This is a genomic window from Daejeonella sp., assembly GCF_044342615.1.
Taxonomy (GTDB): Bacteria; Bacteroidota; Bacteroidia; order Sphingobacteriales; family Sphingobacteriaceae; genus Daejeonella.
Genome location: NZ_JBIIPN010000044.1, coordinates 1 through 19,290, shown reverse-complemented (window position 1 = coordinate 19,290; position 19,290 = coordinate 1). Strand labels below are relative to the sequence as shown.

15 protein-coding genes and 2 tRNA genes are annotated in these 19,290 nt (G+C 31.4%); 4 read left to right on the top strand and 13 right to left on the bottom strand.

The features are described 5' to 3' along the window. Window positions 1–36: 36 nt before the first annotated feature. Window positions 37–627 (bottom strand): DUF502 domain-containing protein, encoded by a 591-nt coding sequence (locus ACIQ0D_RS05690; RefSeq protein ID WP_395803620.1) that lies wholly within the window; start codon window positions 625–627, stop codon window positions 37–39. Beyond that, window positions 620–3,079 carry a bifunctional UDP-N-acetylmuramoyl-tripeptide:D-alanyl-D-alanine ligase/alanine racemase gene (locus tag ACIQ0D_RS05685; RefSeq protein ID WP_395803618.1) on the bottom strand — a complete coding sequence of 820 codons (2,460 nt, stop codon included), beginning with the start codon at window positions 3,077–3,079 and terminating at the stop codon, window positions 620–622. Before ACIQ0D_RS05685 ends, ACIQ0D_RS05690 begins: the two co-directional genes overlap by 8 nt. A 59-nt stretch (window positions 3,080–3,138) precedes the next feature. On the opposite strand from ACIQ0D_RS05685, the gene ACIQ0D_RS05680 reads away from it, so the two are divergent. The 4 genes from ACIQ0D_RS05680 to ACIQ0D_RS05665 all read left to right on the top strand — a co-directional run bounded on the left by ACIQ0D_RS05680 (window position 3,139) and on the right by ACIQ0D_RS05665 (window position 5,614). Then, window positions 3,139–3,624 (top strand): regulatory protein RecX, encoded by a 486-nt coding sequence (locus tag ACIQ0D_RS05680; protein WP_395803616.1) that lies wholly within the window; start codon window positions 3,139–3,141, stop codon window positions 3,622–3,624. 71 nt (window positions 3,625–3,695) lie between these two features. Beyond that, window positions 3,696–3,771: transfer RNA gene (locus ACIQ0D_RS05675), tRNA-Gly, on the top strand. Window positions 3,772–3,823: 52 nt separating this feature from the next. Then, a tRNA-Leu gene (locus tag ACIQ0D_RS05670) sits at window positions 3,824–3,909 on the top strand. 640 nt (window positions 3,910–4,549) lie between these two features. Beyond that, entirely contained in the window at window positions 4,550–5,614 is a 1,065-nt protein-coding gene (locus ACIQ0D_RS05665; RefSeq protein WP_395803614.1) for a response regulator, read from the top strand. 386 nt (window positions 5,615–6,000) lie between these two features. On the opposite strand, the gene ACIQ0D_RS05660 is transcribed toward ACIQ0D_RS05665, so the two are convergent. The 11 genes from ACIQ0D_RS05660 to ACIQ0D_RS05610 all read right to left on the bottom strand — a co-directional run. After that, on the bottom strand, window positions 6,001–6,321 hold the full coding sequence (locus tag ACIQ0D_RS05660; protein ID WP_395803612.1) for a helix-turn-helix domain-containing protein: 321 nt from the start codon (window positions 6,319–6,321) through the stop codon (window positions 6,001–6,003). A 182-nt stretch (window positions 6,322–6,503) separates the two neighbouring features. Beyond that, the gene (locus ACIQ0D_RS05655) at window positions 6,504–8,456 is read right to left on the bottom strand and encodes a polysaccharide biosynthesis protein (protein WP_395803610.1); all 1,953 of its coding nucleotides are present in this window, start codon (window positions 8,454–8,456) and stop codon (window positions 6,504–6,506) included. A 142-nt stretch (window positions 8,457–8,598) separates the two neighbouring features. After that, complete coding sequence (locus tag ACIQ0D_RS05650) at window positions 8,599–9,666, bottom strand: GNAT family N-acetyltransferase (protein ID WP_395803608.1); 1,068 nt, start codon at window positions 9,664–9,666, stop codon at window positions 8,599–8,601. Between the two features lie 41 nt (window positions 9,667–9,707). Beyond that, a complete protein-coding gene (locus ACIQ0D_RS05645; RefSeq protein ID WP_395803606.1) occupies window positions 9,708–10,235 on the bottom strand; it encodes a GNAT family N-acetyltransferase in 528 nt (175 codons plus the stop codon). Next, a complete protein-coding gene (locus ACIQ0D_RS05640; RefSeq protein WP_395803604.1) occupies window positions 10,232–11,203 on the bottom strand; it encodes a hypothetical protein in 972 nt (323 codons plus the stop codon). The genes ACIQ0D_RS05645 and ACIQ0D_RS05640 overlap by 4 nt, the downstream gene beginning before the upstream one ends. 67 nt (window positions 11,204–11,270) lie before the next feature. Beyond that, the gene (locus tag ACIQ0D_RS05635; RefSeq protein ID WP_395803602.1) at window positions 11,271–12,074 is read right to left on the bottom strand and encodes a phytanoyl-CoA dioxygenase family protein; all 804 of its coding nucleotides are present in this window, start codon (window positions 12,072–12,074) and stop codon (window positions 11,271–11,273) included. A gap of 145 nt (window positions 12,075–12,219) precedes the next feature. Further along, window positions 12,220–13,368, bottom strand: a complete 1,149-nt coding sequence (locus ACIQ0D_RS05630; protein WP_395803600.1) for a glycosyltransferase family 4 protein — start codon at window positions 13,366–13,368, stop codon at window positions 12,220–12,222. Between the two features lie 221 nt (window positions 13,369–13,589). Continuing rightward, window positions 13,590–14,966 (bottom strand): polysaccharide lyase family 1 protein, encoded by a 1,377-nt coding sequence (locus tag ACIQ0D_RS05625; protein ID WP_395803598.1) that lies wholly within the window; start codon window positions 14,964–14,966, stop codon window positions 13,590–13,592. A gap of 432 nt (window positions 14,967–15,398) precedes the next feature. Continuing rightward, window positions 15,399–16,502, bottom strand: coding sequence for an NAD-dependent epimerase (locus tag ACIQ0D_RS05620; protein WP_395803596.1), 1,104 nt, complete (start codon window positions 16,500–16,502; stop codon window positions 15,399–15,401). A gap of 60 nt (window positions 16,503–16,562) precedes the next feature. Continuing rightward, window positions 16,563–18,449 (bottom strand): asparagine synthase (glutamine-hydrolyzing), encoded by a 1,887-nt coding sequence (asnB, locus tag ACIQ0D_RS05615; protein ID WP_395803594.1) that lies wholly within the window; start codon window positions 18,447–18,449, stop codon window positions 16,563–16,565. 53 nt (window positions 18,450–18,502) lie between these two features. Continuing rightward, the coding region (locus ACIQ0D_RS05610) for a glycosyltransferase (protein ID WP_395803592.1) at window positions 18,503–19,290 on the bottom strand (788 nt) is incomplete at its 5' end.

Sequence of the window (19,290 nt, the reverse complement as noted above, 5' to 3'; positions counted from 1 at the left end):
CTGCATTTTTCTATTTATAAGTGCAAAGAGAAAGGCTTACAAGTGACTAACACCGCCTGAAACAATAAATTTCATGGCATCACTTGCACTCATGTTTAAAGGCTTGACTTTCTTCGAATCAACAAGACATAACTGCCCTGCAAATGAATAAGATAAAGGAAAATATACCGCTACATCACCAGGGTAACCTATTTTAGAAAGATCTTTTTGAGTTAAAAAGCCTATTTTTTTCAGACCAGTCTCATTAACTTCAACCACAACTGGCTCACTAAACTTCTTATCATCTCCAACAAAAGCTTCAGTTAGATCTTTAAATGAGGTATAAATTACATTGAATACAGGTAACCTTTTAAACCAGCGACCGAACCATTTTTTTATTGAATCTGTAACAAAATTAGTTACAATAATTCCCACCACAATCAAGATTACAATTACGGATAGAATTCCAAGTCCTGGAATATAAACAGGCTTTCCAGTTTGATCCACCCAGATAACATTACTTAAATTTAGTGCAGAATCAACTTTAGAAACGGCCCAATAAATAAAAAACAAAGCTGCAGCTATAGGCAGAATAACCAATGCACCTCTAACCAGGTAATTAAATAAAGATTTTATTATTTTATTCATAATAGTAAATTCGTTTTACTCGCTGAGAAATACTTGTGAGCACCTCATACGGAACCGTATCTAGTTGATTAGCAATCTGTTCAATACGAACAATGTCATTAAATACAATTACCTCATCCCCTTCTTCAGCGGGTACACCAGTAATATCAATCATGCACATATCCATGCAAATTTTTCCAATTGTTGGAACAATTTGCCCTTTAACAATCATTTTACCCTTGCCATTGCCCATTTTTCGATTATAGCCATCGGCGTAACCAATTTTAACTGTAGCAATTGTTCCACCATTTGGCATTTTCCCTTCCCTTGAATAGCCTATTGTATCTCCGGCAGGAATATGCTTAATTTGAGAAATACTAGTTTTCAGCGAAGTTACGGTTTGTAGTGGAGAATTCTTAGTCAATGCTGAATCTATCCCATATAAACCTATTCCGAGTCGCACCATCTCAAATTGTGCATCAGGCCAACGACTAATACCTGATGAATTGGCTAAGTGGCGTAGAAATGGATATTTAAGTACTTTACTAATTTGATTTGACAAATTAGTGAATAAGCTAATTTGACTTCTTGTAAACAGATCATGTTCAGGATTATCGCTAGCTACCAGATGCGAAAAAACACTGTTTACATGAATATGTTTAGAATCATTTAAAAATAAAAGCAATTTATCAAGCTCATTTTCCATAAATCCTAAACGATGCATTCCTGTATCAAGTTTAATATGAACGGGATAAGAAGATAAACCTTTAATTTTCAAAACATCAATAAAATCATTCAAAACACGCATAGAATAGATTTCGGGCTCTAATTCATGTTCAATTATGGTATCAAAGGCCATTGAATCAGGACTCATAACCATGATTGGAAGAGTTGTACCTGCCTTCCTTAGTGCTACACCTTCATCGGCATAGGCAACTGCTAAATAATCAACTTGATTAAATTCCAATAAATTGGCGATTTCGAAACTTCCACTACCATAAGAAAAAGCCTTAACCATGGCCATTAATTTAGTCCCAGAGCCAATTTTAGACTTATAATAATTAAGATTATGTTCTAAAGCATTTAAATTAATTTCAAGAACAGTTTCATGGACTTTTTGAGTTAGTAATCGGCTAATATTTTCAAATCCAAATGCTCTTGCTCCTTTTAAAAGAATGGTTTCATTTTGAAATTTAATAAAAGGTAGATTTTCAATCAATTCAGCTGTATTTTTAAACAATTGAACCTCACAAGGAAAGAGAAGTGCATATTTACCAATTTTTTCGCCTACTGTAATTAGCCTATCGACAGATTTATCGATAATTAAATTACTTATTTTATCATACATTAACTTAGAATCATCGCCGGGAATATCCGAAAGGATTAAGGTTCTACGAGGATGTTGATTTTGCTGCTTTAAAAAATCTAGAGCTATAGCAAGTGAAGATACATCTAGACTATATGAATCATCAATTATAGAGCAATTATTAATCCCATTTTTTAACTCAAGTCGCATACCTACAGGACTTAATTTTTCAAGTCTTTGACTTATTATTTCAGGATCATATTCAAGAGCTAACATCGTAGCCCAACAAATTACGGCGTTTTCTATGGATGCTTGGTCATTAAAAGGAATATGAATTTCTAAAGTCTTATTTAGATATTTTGCATGTAAGCGGCTAAAATTATTTTCAATTGATTCAACTTTAAAAACTTGTAGATCAGCACTTTCGCTAAAGCTCCATGTAAATTTATTTTCTCCTGGCAAGGTGCCATTAAATTCTGAAAGGTATTTATGGGAGTAAATAAAAAGATCTACTTTGTCAAAAAGTTTTAATTTTTCAACGATTTTCTGGTCAATAGATTCAAATCCAGAATGATGAGCTTCTCCGATATTAGTCAGTATTCCAATTGTAGGATGAATAATTTCTGCAAGATTGTGCATCTCACCAACTTTAGAAATTCCTGCTTCAAAAATGGCAAGGTCATTTTCAATCCCCATTTCCCAAACAGAAATTGGAACCCCTAATTGAGAATTAAAGCTTTTTGTACTACGAACTATATTTATTTCAGGTGCTAATATTTGGTAAAGCCACTCTTTAACAATTGTTTTGCCATTACTGCCGGTAATTCCAATTACTGGATAATCAAAATTTAATCGATGTGTTTTAGCTAAAATCTGAAGAGCTATTAATGACTCATTAACCAGAAAAAAATTAGCATCTGGAAAATTATCTATAGGAAAATCAGAATCCGAAATAACAAAATTACGAACACCTTTTTTGTAAACATCGGGAATAAAATCATGAGCATTACGGCGCCCTTTAAGAGCGAAAAACAAAGCATTTAATGGGTCGTTCAATTTACGACTATCCGTCAGCAGTGTTCTGATAGTTGAATATTCATCCTTTATGAAGGCTTGGGCATTCAAAATCAAGCTTATTTCCTTTGGCTTATAAGGCAAATGATTCATGATGTAAATTTCAATAAATTTTAAGGAATACTATCAAAAATTTACGATATTTCAATACTTTGGAAAATGAACAAGTAAAACCGAAAATATTTAGCAGGCAACAAGCTAAAGTAAAGGCAGAAAGTTATTGTGCCTATCAGGAGAGATCGCAATTTGAAATACGTAATAAGCTGTATGAATGGGGATTATTTCAAAATGATGTTGAAGAGATCATATCCGAATTAATTGAATCTAATTTTTTAAATGAAGAACGCTTTGCACTAGCTTATACTTTAGGAAAGTTCAGAATAAAGTCTTGGGGAAAAATAAAAATCAAGCAAGCATTAAAATTAAAGCGAGTTCCTGATAAATTGATTAAGAAATCACTTCAATCGATTGATGATGATGATTATTTAACAATGTTAAAACGAATTTTAGAAAAAAAAGCAGAAAACCTCAGAGAAACAGATTCATTTAAGCGTCGATATCTATTAACTCGCTATGGTTCTGGTAAAGGATTTGAGCTCGACTTGATCTCTGACTTACTGATTAGCAATAAGTTATAGAATAATAAATAAAAAAAATAAAAAAAACTTGTTAGAATAGCTTTTCTGCATATATTTGCACTCACCAAAACGCGAAAGTAGCTCAGTTGGTAGAGCACGACCTTGCCAAGGTCGGGGTCGCGAGTTCGAATCTCGTCTTTCGCTCCAATAAAAAATCCCTCTTCCAGAGGGAATTTTTGTTTGAAATATAACAATCCACGCTCGGATGGTGGAACTGGTAGACACGCAGGACTTAAAATCCTGTGACCCTTAAAGGTCGTGCGGGTTCGATTCCCGCTCCGAGTACAAAAGCTGATTTTAGGATCGGCTTTTGTCATTTAACGACCTAGTTAAATTTATAACATCCTAAGTAATTTCACTTAAATTACGTTCAAATTTTATAATTATAATAATGCTTACGGTTTCCCGTAAGTTTTTATTCCACAAAAAAAATAAATTTATAGATATACATATTCTTATATGTAAATGATTGGAATATGTTACAATGTGGTATATAACGCAAATCACACGAAATTATTTACTAATTGAGAAAAAGGTTTATAAAATTGTTTGAATTAAACCAATATCTATGAAAATCCAAGAATTATCATTTAAAATATACCATTACTTCACGAAAATTATACTGATTTAAATCATAGTAAAAACTGATTAGGATCATTAAAAGAGTTCATCAATAAAGGGTACATTTAAGTATTAATACTTACAATTATTATTTCATTCTAAACAGAAAAGATTGAAATAGAATCATTCATTATTGGAATAAAAAAATGACTCCAAAATCATTTAACTATTATAAGTTAAAAAATAAAATAAATGGCTAAAAGCTATTAAATATTATTCAATTTGATTGATGCTGTTCTTGAAATAATTAATTAAAAATTATTACAAAATAATAAAAAAATTAAAGCCTATTAAAGAATTTAAAATGAAAAAAATCTTATTGATTGAAGATGATAAATCCTTTAGAGACAAATTGGATCAATTATTAAGCCTATCTGGCTATGAAGTTTTGAGCTGCGATAATGGTAAAAGTGGAATTGAAACCGCATTAAAGGAAAGTCCACAGTTTATAATTTGCGATGTTAAAATGCCTGACATAGATGGCTATGGGGTAATTCACATTTTAAGCAATCACCCCAAGACTTCTGGCACACCATTTATTTTTCTTTCTGGCAATGCCGATTATGTAAATCAGCGTAAGGGAATGAGTTTAGGTGCCGACGATTACTTAGTTAAACCTTTCGACAGTAATGATTTGTTAAATACCATAAGGTTAAGAATTGAAAAAAATGAAAGCTTAAAAAATAAATTCCATTTGACGAGTGATACCAATCAGGATTTAAGCTTTAGTCCGAATAATAACGGTAAAATAAGCAGCCTAATTTCCGATAAACATGAAGTACAAAATTTCAAAAAGAAGCATGTATTATATATGCCAGGGCAGCGCCCTTCATGTGTTTACTATATTAAATCCGGAAAAGTAAAAGAATTTATAGTGAATGAAGATGGGAAGGAATTAATTACTGGTATTTATTCTCAGGGCGACTTTTTTGGCTATACCGAGATATTAAAAGAATGCAATTATAGTAAAAATGCGAAATTGATGGAGGATTCATCCATTGTTTTAATTCCCAAAGATGATTTCATGCAAAAAATACATACCAACTCCATAATTGCGAAGGAATTTATAGGTATGCTTTCAAATAACATTACTGAGAATGAAAAATTAATCATCAATATGGCTTATAATTCCTTAAGAAAGAAGGTAGCTATAGGAATAGTTCGATTAATTGACAAACTGAAGGAAAGCAAAGATGGGAAAAGTATTATAAGTGTATCCCGAGAAGACTTAGCGCATGTAGTAGGTTCATCTTTAGAATCTACAATCAGGACTTTAAAGGAATTTAAAACTGAAAAACTTATTGAAGTAGAGGATAATGGAACCATTATTGTCCTTGATGAACAAAAAATAAGGAATTTAAGACATTAATAACTTTGTGTTTAGTTTTATTTTTAACAAAAGAAGCCCCCTGTTTATAAAACAGGGGGCTTCTTGCTTATTTTGTAACCTTTTAAAATTACATGGAAAGAATTGTTTTTCAATTTCCACTGAAAAGTACGCCAGTATTTCTGTGAAGGTTTAAATATTCGTTCGATCTCACTTACAAGCAATTCTTTTTGGAAAGGAAAGGAATAATTATTTTTTAATAATTATACTCAGTGTGGATACAGCTGGCCTAGCTGGCGACTAATGCACTAGAATAAATTGGGACCTTTAGCAAGAAATCGGGCAGTACTTTTGTGGAATATTTTCATTTTTTTATATAAATACCTATTAATCAATTAATTATATTTAAAATACTATCCTTTTTACTTTTATACTTCATTATATTTTTCCAAAAGATTGATATACTTATTCCTCCAATAATTGGCTGAATTTTGAAAATCACTTGTTTGGAAATCGCCCTGATATACTTGCGTAGAATTTGGTCTTCTACCGTTTAACTTATCCGGAAAATCAGATGAAAAGTCATAGTCTAGAACCTCTCCTATTTGAAGAATGATATCAAAACTTAGATTTTTTTGGGTAAACCAATTATAGATCGACCTTCTGCTAACACGCAGTCTCCTAGATAATTCGCTAATGCTAATATTATTTCTGCGAATTACATGTTCAACAATTTCACCGTTATTCATAATCAAGAAAATTTAAATTAATAACCTTCATAAAACCCACATGACGTAGTAAATTGACAATCAATTTCTCATCATTATTAATATTTGAAATTAGTACTATCAACATATATTTTAATTGATTATAATCAAGTAAAAGCTTGATTATAAATAAAATATTAAATGACTAAAAACATAATAAACTATTAGTTAACAACTATTTCATCTGATTTACAATAGACAGCATTATTGCTCTTGAACTCGGGAATAATCTCATTTAGCTTTCTTGCAAGCCCAATATGATCGTCAAAATCCATCATTTCTATTAGTTCACTTATCATTCTTTCTACATAGAAAAAGTGAAAATTGATGACTTTTGAGATTTTAATTTTGGAATGATGCGTTGGAATAATATTCTCGCCTTTATTTAAAAGTTCTTCATATAGTTTCTCACCAGGTCGTAAACCTGTAAAAACGATATTAATGTCTTTATCAGGTATTAATCCAGCTAAACGAATCATATTTTTAGCCATATCAACTATTTTAACAGGCTCACCCATATCGAAAATAAAAATCTCTCCACCTTTGCCCATAGCACATGCTTCCAATACCAATTGAACTGCTTCGGGGATGGTCATAAAATAGCGGGTAATTTGAGGATGTGTAATGGTTACTGGACCACCATTTGAAATTTGTTCTTTAAAACGAGGAACAACAGAACCGTTTGATCCAAGCACATTACCAAACCGGGTTGTAATAAAACGAGTTGGAACTTCTTTATTGTTGGAAACTTCTTGGATTGACATTTCTCTAGCTTGATGGAAATTAAGCGATTGAATATACATTTCTGCTAGGCGCTTTGAGGCACCCATTATATTAGTTGGGTTTACTGCTTTATCGGTAGAAATCATAATAAACTTTTCCGCCTTAAACTCTAATGACATATCAGCCAAGTTTTTTGTCCCGAGTACATTTGTTAAAATAGCCTCAAAGGGATGATCTTCCATCATAGAAACATGTTTATAGGCAGCCGCATGAAAAACTACTTGAGGCTGATAAACAGAAAATAAGGCCTTAATGCGTTTATAATTTTGAATATTGGCCATATAAACCTTAGTGGGGGCATTGGGATATTTTTCCTCTAGCTCTAATTGCAATTCATGAAGAGGAGTTTCAGCTTGATCACATAAAATTAATAGTTCAGGATTATAGTTTATTAACTGACGAACCAATTCCGAACCTATAGAGCCAGCAGCACCAGTAACTAATATTCTTTTCCCAGAAAGTTCTCTGAATATATTATCTCTTTTTAGAATGATTGGAGCTCTTTGCAATAAATCTTCAATGTTTAGATTTTTTATTTGATTTAAACTCAAGGTCCCGTTAATCCATTGAGTAGAATGAGGGACAGATAAAACACTGATTCCTAAATCCATACATTGTTTTATTACCGAATTTTTACTTGCAATATTAAGCTCATTAGACATAATAACAACTTTATCGATTACATGCTTCTTTTTAAGAAATGATATTGTTTCGGAGGAATAAACCTGTATTTGCTCCAAATTTTTATTAATTCTGTCGGGATCATCATCAACAAAGCCAATAACTTTATAATTCTTTTCTTGAGAAAGTTCAAATGCCTTTTTAATTAGTAAAGCATTTTTATCGGAACCATAAATCAGAATATTTTCATTTGCAGCCTTATAAATAGCAGAATCAAGGCTTTTAACATAAGAAAATAGACTTTTTACAGTGATTCTTAAAAAAATAAGTAGCGAAGCGGAAATGAAAAAATCAACAATGATGACCGCTTCGAGCGACTCGAGATTAAAGTTAAAAATGGGTATAAACAGCGTATTACTTACTAACCAGAAAAGTAAACTACTGATAGAAACCGCCTTAAAAATTCGAATAATATCTTCAGTATTTGAATATCTAATTATACCTGTATGAATTTTAATAAAAAGGAATACTAGAGTTCTTAAAACAATAAACGATAGAAAATAAAAAAGAAAACTACCTGTAAATAATTGCTGAATATGGAACTTTTGTATGATTAAATAAGACAATACAAAAGCAATACTTTGAATAATAAAATCAATTGAAAAAATCAGCCAACGCGATGATGTTTTTTCTTTAAAAATGGAGTGTATCATTTTGATAAAATGAGTTTTATGAAAATTCGGTATAAAGAGGACTATGAAATACCTGAGTTTGGGATGATTAATACTAATGAAAAACAATCTGCCTAAATTGATAGGCTAAAAAATCTATTTTCCTAGTAAAAAGCTTTTTAAATTATGATTTATTAAAAACTAGATCCATTTCGTGTAACATACTTTCAGGACACCTATAGAGAGGGAAAAAATCAACTGAGTTGTCAGGGTCAATATTTGCATCCAAAAGTAATTTGAGATAATTTTCTGGATCTGAAATAAACCTCCAGGTTTTATAATCATAATAAATATCTGAAAATGAAGATTTAAAATCAAAAAGTGAATCCTTTTTAAAACCTAAACCACCACCCAAATTAAAATACTTAGTTCCTAATTCACGACCAATCTGACTAATTTCATCTGTAAGAAATTTAGCAGGTGAATACTTTAAATAAGCTGTTTTGGTTGCCGTCAAATGCGATTGAATAATAGTTTTCGTAAAAAGTATAATTGCGCCACAAACTGCCTGCTCTTCATGATAAACCATGATTAGTTTACTATGAAAATCCATAGAACTTAAAAAACTTTTAAAATATTCTTCTGTGAACATGTAATATTTACTAGCTCCAACTCGCTTCATATTCTCAGTATATATTTCTGAGAACTCTTTGATAGCTTTTGGATTTTTAGACTCTTGAATATAAAAACCCATAGATTTTACCTTTCTAACTTGCTTTAAGAGCGAACTTTCATATTTAGATCTTTGTTCTTCAAGCGACTGTTCGAGATTAATTACAACTCCATTTCCATTATCGTGTAGGCCTTGGAATGAATTCATCAATGGCATCTGATTTAAAAATGGATTTAGACGTAAAAAAACAGAGATAATTTGATTGTCTTTAAAAAACTGCAGGAGTTCATTTTTAAAATTATCCTTTATGCTTTCCGGAATATCAATAAATAATTTATTTGAAATGGGTCCGGTATAGCCATAAACTGAAGTAATATCATAAAAATCAGTATTGGGAATACTTCTTTTAAGCAATGGAATTGCAATAAAATCGTTTTTTTCATAATAAACTAATAAAATAGGAATTCCGTCTTTTGTTAAATTATGATATTCCCAAGTATGATAAGAATCAAATTGTAAAGATTGTTGTACAATTTTTTTCCATTCCCTTTCCTGGTGGATATTAATTTCATTAATCATGGTAAAAATTTGTTTAATAAATGAAAAATTTTGTGGCAGAACTATTTATTTAGGCTCATTTTTTCAGTGATATTATCTTTAAAATTTGCCATTTGATCCTTTTTAATGCACATTTTCAAAAAATCATTATTCGTTCCATTTTCTAAAAATCCAATTTTTTTATAAACAGATTGAGCAGCGTAATTTTCTTTATGGACTTCAAGAATTATTGAATTCAAGTCGAGATGCGTAAATCCAAAGTTTACCATTAGTGCAGTTGCCTGCTTACCAATGCCCATTCCCCAAAAAGAAGGCTCTCCAATAAATAAATGCAACTCGGCTGTACTTGAAATGGCATTTGTCAATTGTATGATTCCTATATATTGACTGTTTTTTTTCAAGCAAATAGCAAATCGATAATCATTGGGCTTTTCTAAAGTATTTTTTAGCCATTCAAGCTCCATTTCATGGCTTATAAACTTATCTGGCTTAAAACCTGTATACTTCCAAACTATGGGATCATTTCTCCAATTAAATGAGATTTTAGCATCCGATAAATAAAGCTCCCTCAGATAGATAGAATAATTCATAGCATTTGTTTTAAATAGTTAATTAATCGTTCCATATCTTCTTCATTATATCGATGATCAATTGGCAATGGCACAAGATTGTGAGCCAGATAATTTTCAAACATCTTATCAGTTGTCCATTTGAACACATTTGGCCAATAAATTGGAACAAATACCCTTTTGTTAATCAATTTCTTATGTATATTTTCCTTATTCGTTAATAAAGGATAACATAGTGGGCCATCTATTAGTGAGGTATCAATAGTCAACTGATTTTTCTCTGAAAGAGCATCATGAAGAATTTTAAAATTTCTATTCCTTGCTACTCTACAAGCCTCGTAATCAATACTTTTCAATAAGTATTCTGTTAAAAACGACATTCTTCTAATTGGCTTATTCGAAAGAATATCATTATTTATTTGAAAGCTGTCGTAACCTTTTTCGATAGATTGATCTATACTTATCAGCAAATGAGACATTCTATCAAAAGAAATATCTCTTTCAAGTTTGGTATTAATAATTCTATTAGTTTGCAGATAGGCTCCATCAGGAACACCAAAAAATTTACGGCAGGAATAAAAAGTATTGATTCCGGGTAATGGTTTAGCGAAAAAAGCTTGAGAATTATCTACAATCAAATCCATACCCAGCTTAGCTAAATTATTAACCGTTAATTGTTTAACTCCAAAATAATTGGTGTATAAAAAACAGTCGCCTGCTTCGATTTCAAAATCAACTATTGGATCTAAATTCTTGTCTAACGTATAAAAATGATATTGAATGCCAAGCTTTCTTATTGGCTCCATCATCACCTCACAAGTAAAATATGGGATGTATATACAAGAATAATCGTTTACACTTAAAATATATTCCAATGCATTTCTACCTGTATTTAATTTGACAAGGGAAGGATAATATTCTTCTAGAGCTGGTAATTGAAGATTAAAATAACCTCCAATAGCCTTTACTCTTCTGGAGTAGATTCTCATTAAGATTTTGGAATAAAATGATTTAAATCAAACAAGGATGTTTGTTAGAATTATATTTAGAGGTAAGTTAACCTTGATCAGGCTGATACATACGCTTATTTAATGGTTGATAATATTCATCAAGCGTAGCCGGTATCCTAGATTTATAACCTAATATTTGCCTTAAATCATCATTTAATGATTCACCAAACTCATAGCCCAAAGACCTAGGATAGTCAAATTGCTGCTTAAACTGTGGTTTAGTAAAACTAATAGTTAGCACTCTCCTATTTCCATCTGTATTGTTTTTTCCAGCTGCGTGCCACAAATTAGAATCAAATAGAACAATACTGCCTTTTTTTGCGATTGCACGATCAGCCTTTTCATAAAAATAATTGTCGTTAGGTTTTGCGGCAATTAGGTGAGAGCCAGAGAGCATATAAGTTGCCCCATTTTCTAAAGTAAAATCATCCAAGAGAACCATCATTTGTACCATGAATTTTTCATCCCCCATAAATGAGCGAACATCGCGATGAATATTTTGAACGTATGGTCGATTATTCTTAGAGTTCATTACTCCTCCAAATGCATTAACAATATAATTACCACCGAAAAAAGCCTGCATTTCTTGATCACAATACATACGCTCAAGAAATTTTAATGCGAAATTATCTGGCTCAATTAAATGATGTAAAGTACCTTCCATATTCTGACTAATGCCATTCTTTTTTTGAATTACTCGTCTTTTTTCATAGGCATCATCAAGCGAATCGTTAATTTGATTTACGAATTCAGGTTCTAATGCATTTTCGTAAGTAAGCCACCCAAATTGATTGAGTATGTCCATTGCCTTTTCTGCAGAAATTTCTGAATAGTTAAATTTATTTTTCATATCACATAATTATTTTAATTAATTTTTAATAAATATTATTTCGATTTTGTCATAAAAAATATCGTTTAAATAGAAAATAATTTAAAATAAATCATTACTGCTAATTCTAATTTTATTGAATCTTACAATAAGTTGCCAGAATGATTTATGCCTCAAGAATTTCAAGCATCTGTTTATTGACCTTATTTACATCGAACTTTTTCCTTGCATATTCTCTACCATTTTTACCAAAAAGCAAGGTATCAGAGGGGTTATGTATAAAATGTTGAATTTTATCAGTCAAGGCTTTTACATTTTTAATTGGCACAAGAAATCCGGTTTGAGAATTTTCAGAAATATTCACTGTTTCCTTGCAACCAACTGAATCACAAGTAATTATAGCTCTACCCATAGCCATTCCTTCAAGCAAAGATCTAGGGATACCCTCTCCATAGTAAGAAGGAAGCACAAGAACGGATGATTCTTTAATATGAGGTCTAACGTCATTAACTTCACCTAAATAGTCGATAATTTCACCCGAAATAATGTTTTGATATAAATCTGGATCTATAGAATCGATATTTGGGTCATATGGACCAATTAATTTAAATTTTACATGAGGATAAATGGATTTAACTCTTTCTGCGGCATCAAAATATTCACGAATCCCCTTTGCATTAATTAATCTAGAAATCATTAAGAATACAATATTTTGAGGATTAGGTTTTGAAAACACATAATGTGAAAGATCTACACCGGAGCCATTAACTACATGAGCCTTAACATTTTTATCAATAATACCTTGGTTAATTAAGGTCTGAAAATCATCTTTATTTTGAAGAATGAGTGTAGCATTTGCATTTAGTTTAAGACTAAATTTCAACATAGCCCTTACCATTTGTTTGATTAGTGGTGTTTTATCATTTCCACTCATAAAATTATATCCTAGTCCCGTTAACATTGGAACAATATGTTTCACCCGGCACAATTTTGCTATAAATGATCCATAAATAACGGGTTTGAGTGTGTATGGGAAAAAGGTATCTGGTTTAGATTGTCTAATAACTTGAAACAATCTAAACATGTATTTTATATCCGAAAAAATAGACACATTACTACCATCAAGATTGTTTTCATAAACTTCGATTCCCATATTTAGCAACTTGTTTTTCACCTCATCATGATAAATTTTAGGAGTAAAAACAGCCACTTCATTATTTTGCAATAATGCTTCCATGAGTTTTCCTCTAAAACCTAAAAGTGTACGATAAGAATCGCAGGCAATCAGAATTTTTTTTCTTTTTCGCTTAATCATAAAATATAGAATTTGCTTTGTGCAATTGAGATATGAATACTAGCCTAGAAACAGGTCTAAGAATTCGAAGAATTGAGAGTGGCTTCTGCTTTAGTGCAGAATGAGACAAGAAAGCGATTGCAATTAATGCTTGAAATAGCATAATAACCAAGCCTTGCATTTAGTAGAATGCAAGGCTTGGTTAAAAAACTCCTGATTTAACAGGTTAAAATTGAAAATTATTAATATTTAGGGCCAGCCTCAGCCATTACCTTTGTAGCAACATCAGCAGCAGGAATTAGCATGGATTGATACTCGTATGGAGGTATCCAATTTGAAGCAGCAGTTGATATTTTATTGCTGCCCGAGTTTTTATAAAAATTAGTCGATGCCCCACTCACATATCCTGGCTTAGCATTATATTCAGTATAGATTGGATTGGCCTGATTTTCGAAATAATTATTATCAGTTCGAACAGTTGCTCCCATGGTAGCACCAATAGTGTAGCCACTTCCATTATAAAAATAATTGTTAAACACATGCATAAAACCGAATCTTGTACTAGGCTGTCTTTCAGAGATATTATAGAAATAATTCCCGTACATGGTAACTTTAAGATAACCAATATCAGTAGTTTGCAAATCGCCACTTCCAATGAGAAATGCGATATGAGAATCGTGAAACTTATTATTTGAGATTGTTACATAATTCGAACGATCAGTTACTTCCAACAATTCATCGTAATAATCCCATCCATTATTTCTGTCTTGCCAAATTTCACAATGATCTACCCAGATATGATGACTAGTTTCTTTAATTGTAATGCCATCACCACCAATAACTTTATTAATCTTTAAATTTTTAATGATAATGTTGTTCACGCGATAAAGTGCAAGTCCCACTCCATTTAAAGTCGCTCCATTTACACCAATAATGGTTTTGTTAGACATCACATCAATCATACCAGTACCGGTAAAATTACCTGAAACCATAATAATTAAGGGTGATGTGGATTTTGCTGCGGCTTTAAAATCTGTCAGATTTGTCACAGTTACGGTTTGACCACCTTGGCCACCAATAGTTAATCCATCTACCATAGCATAACCAATTGGTTTATCTGTAGAAATTGGAGCTGTTGTAATTGGAGCTGTTATGGGACTTATTACGCCACTTACAGTTCCAATTGTAAAGGTATATCTACGTCCATTTTTACGAGGGTCGGTATTATCTGATGAGGAAAAATACAAGCTATTTCCCCAATGACTAAATCTACCTTTACCATACACTCTAATATCTTTATGAGAAGTATGTGCTGGACCAAGCTCTTTACCATTCTCAAATAATTTGAGAGTTGAACTTGTAGGCGAACTTTCTGAATCTCCCGGAATAATAAACTTACGCTCAAGATAGTAGGCAAACCCAGAATCTTTAATAATTGTTTTTTTGTCTAATGTGCCTTGTTCAAAGGTACTTGTACTAGCTGGGGCACTTGTAGAAGCAAATGTATCAACGGAATTACTTGGGAGTAATTGACTATCCTTTTTGCATTGAGCGAAAAAAATAATGGTTAATAATAGAGCTGTCACAAAGCCTGTTGTTTTTAATCTGTTCTCTTTCATAATTATTTATTTTTTTGAATATTACCAGCTTTAACGCAAGCGAAAAAGCATTCAATACAGCCAAAAAAATTGGAATTATGAGCTATTTTATTAAGTCGAACAGTTTTTATTTAAAATTGTAAATTTTTTAAAATCAGCTAATTTTAGTTCAATGAAATAATAATTGAATAAATAATTATAAAAATAATTGGTGGTTATAGAATCTTAAATGAGTGAAAAAAGAATAATTAATCGGAAAATGAATTATTCTCAAAAAAGTTTGTTTTTTTTTAAATTTTCATTAAAAAAACCAGGTTTTATAATATATTTCATTTCAAAACCTATGATTGCTTGCCATAAATGTCATTTAAAAGCAATAATAATGTCATGAAATAGTAATTTAACGGATGGAAAATTCAAAGAATTGAAAAACTATGATTTTCATCAATAAAACTATTGATTTAATAAGGCCTCAGAAGGCTCGGTTTCTCTAATTGATTCACGGTTTAAGGAGTAGTATATTTTGTACCAATTGACAAATTTTTTGATCCCTTCTTTGTAAGATATTTTGGGTTCATAGTTGAATTCTGTTTTTAGTTCAGAAATATCAGCCCAAGTTTCAGATACATCTCCATCTTGCATGGGTAGAAATATTTTTTTTGCTTTTAATCCTAAATTTTTCTCGATTTCATCAATAAAATGGAGCAAATTAACCGAACTACCTCTACCGATATTAAAGATTTTATATGGTGCTTTTGAAGTTGAAGGGTCAGGCTCCAACTCATCCCAATTTTGATTTCCTTTTGGAGGTTTAGCTAAAACTCTCACAATACCACCAACAATATCATCTATATAGGTAAAATCACGTTTCATTTTCCCATCATTGAAAATATTGATTTCTTTTCCTTCTAAAATGGCTTTAGTAAATAAAAAAAGAGCCATGTCTGGTCGGCCCCAGGGACCATAAACCGTAAAAAACCTTAAACCTGAAGTTGGTAGATTAAATAAATGACTATAGGTATGAGCCATCAATTCATTGCTTTTTTTAGAAGCTGCATATAAAGAAATGGGATGATCAACATTATCCTTAACAGAAAATGGCATCTTTTTATTAAGTCCATAAACACTTGAAGAGCTAGCATAAACTAAATGCCCGACTTTCTCATGTCGGCAACATTCTAATACATTCAAAAAACCAGTAATATTTGAGTCAAGATAGGCATCAGGATTAATTAAACTGTACCTTACTCCTGCTTGAGCAGCCAGATTACACACTGCATCGAATTTATATTTTTTGAATAGTTTTTTGAGATTCTCCTTATCAGTTAAATCTAGCTTAAGAAATTTAAAGTTGACAAACTTTTCACTTAGCAGCTCAACCCCATAATTAAAATTTGATTTATTAATTCCCAAAATAGCAAGACGATCATATTTCAATTTCTTGTCATAGTAATCATTCAGGTTATCAATACCTATAATTTCATCTCCTTGCTTCAACAATTGTTTCACTAAATGGAAACCAATAAAACCAGCACTGCCAGTAATTAATACTTTCATAATATATTTTTTAGAAATGTGACTATTTATTACATGCTCTGAGAAGAGCTATTGAATTGCTTAGACCTCAACAAAGGATGGCACTAATTCTCTTTTTGGGATGGTAGATTTAATGATATTTTTATGCCATACTTCCATGGCAAACACATCAAATAGGATTTTTGCTCTTTTCTCTTCAGATATTTGAATTCTTCTCTCCAATAAATCTAAAACGAATTTTTTCTTAATTATACTTGGGTAAAGTGCATTTGATGATAATAGATAATCATTTACTATCTCATAAAGTTGATTGTTAATCCAATTTTTAAGAGGTATTTCAAATCCTCGTTTAGGCTGCTTAACTAAAGTATGTGGCAAATATTTTTTTGATAAATCTCTCAGTATTGATTTAGTCTTTAATCCATTAATTTTATAAGAATCGTTCAGACTTGGGGCAAATTCTAACAATTCTTTTGATAAAAAAGGACTTCTACCTTCAAGAGAATGCGACATTGTGGCAATATCCATTTTAGGCAATAAACCACTGAATAAAATGGTTTGAGAATCCATTAAGAGCATTTTTCTGAGTGAAGAAATATCCATTTGGTTGATTTTTCTTAAATCATAATCGATTTCATCCAAATTAGGTGGAATTAAAAATTGATTTTCAAAACCTACCATAATGTCCGAAGTAGCTGAACTATAGGTCTTTAAAAGACTATCATGAGAAGTAAACTTCAATAGTCTGTATGCATAATTATAATTGCTTTGCTTTTCATGTGCAGTAGGTAAAATATTTGACAAGAATTTAGCTGAAGCTTGTGTTAAAATCCCTGAATTAAAAAAATCAAAGTGTTTAAAAGGAACATATCTTCTATAACCCGCAAATAATTCGTCTGCACCATCACCATTTAAAACTACATTGACATGTTTTTTTGCTTCTTTAGCAACATAATAACTGGGTATTGCCGAATTATCACAATATGGTTCACCATAATTAATTAGAATATTTTCAATATCATTTTGAAGGTCTGAAAATGAAATATCTACTACCTGGTGCTGGGTTTTATATTTCTGTGCTACTTGGAGTGCTAAGGGCGACTCGTCATATGAACCTTCCATTTTAACTGTAAAAGTTTTCAGATTTGGTTTATGAAGTGCCGCCATTGCGGTAATGATTCCACTATCAATCCCACCACTTAAAAAAGAGCCTATTTCAAGATCGGAGCTATCAATTCGACGAGTAACAGCAATTTTAAGTCGCTTATCTAACTCATTAATAGCCTCATTATAAGATAGTTTGCTTTTATTCTGATAATATGAATTGATATCAAACCACTTAACATATTCTTCCTCAGCAGTTTTGGTGTTAATTTTCAAGTAATGGGCATTTTCGAGCTCCATAACTTGTTTGTAGGGTGTATCTCTTCGGTAGTGATATCCCAGATACAAGTAGGATGATAAGGAGGAATAGTCAACTTCCGGTTTAAAAATCTGATAAAGTATATTTAATTCAGATGAAAAAGCAGTCCCATTGCCATTATTATACAAATAAAGAGGCTTTTTACCAGCCCTATCCCGCGCTAAATACAGTTCATTTCTAAATTGATCATAAAGTGCAAAAGCAAACATACCATCCAATTTATCGAGCATTTTAATTCCCATTAACTCAAAAAGCATTAATAAGGTTTTGGTATCAGAATTTGATTCTGCATACAATCCGTATTGTTTTCTAAGCTCCATGTGATTATAAATTTCACCGTTAAAAACAATACTTAGCCCATGGTGATGCATGGGCTGCCTTCCAGTAATATTTAAATCTTGAATAGACAGGCGGGTATGATATAATTCCACATTATCATCAATTGACAAACCCTTAGCATTTGGTCCGCGATGATATAAACCCCCAAATATTTCGGAGGCGCGATCAGAAACCGCAATATTTAAAGTGCCAAAAATTCCACACATTGATTTTTATTTTAAAAAATGATTAGCATTAATTTGAGCTATAGCTCAAGAGTTTACTTACTGAGAATAAGCGCTCTATCGTTTGAATACTGATCAATAAGGTTTAGCCAGTCGTTCAAAACATTTTTTTCTGCGAAATTATTTTCGATGTAGGATCTTCCTAGAATTCCTAAATTAAATCTTTGAGTAGCCGATAAATTCATCATTTCAACCATTTTTTTAGCTAATTCATGCTCATCCGAACATTTAAATAAGAAGCCACATTTCGAATCATTCACTATTTCAACATTACAATCAATGTCGCTCACCACCACTGGTTTGGCATAAGCCATTGCTTCTAGAAGTGCATTAGGCATACCTTCCGAAAATGAAGAAAGTACAAAGGCGTCGGCATATTGAAGATATTTGGAAACATTTTGTTTAAAACCTAAAATATTAACGTGCGACTCAATGTTTAGGCTTTTTATATATTCTAAGGGACTATTTTTTTCGGTGTATTCTCCAAGGATATCCACTCGAAAGTTTAAATTTTTAATTAACTGAATAGCTTTGAACAAGGTATTATAATCCTTGTTCCATCTAAAATGAGCAAGACAAACCCAAACAAACTGCTCATCTTCAGTCTTTTTAAATTGGCAATCTTGTATCTCAGGAATACTAATACCATTGTTAATTACGAGTCCATTTTTATCTGCAAACAGTTTTTTTTCAAAATTTAATTTAGATGCCTTTGAATTATAAACAAGTACATCATCTAAACCAGTGGAGAATAAATAGGGTAAAAACCATTTTTGAGGAAGTACTCCAATCCGAACAGAGGATATCAATTTATATTTAAATA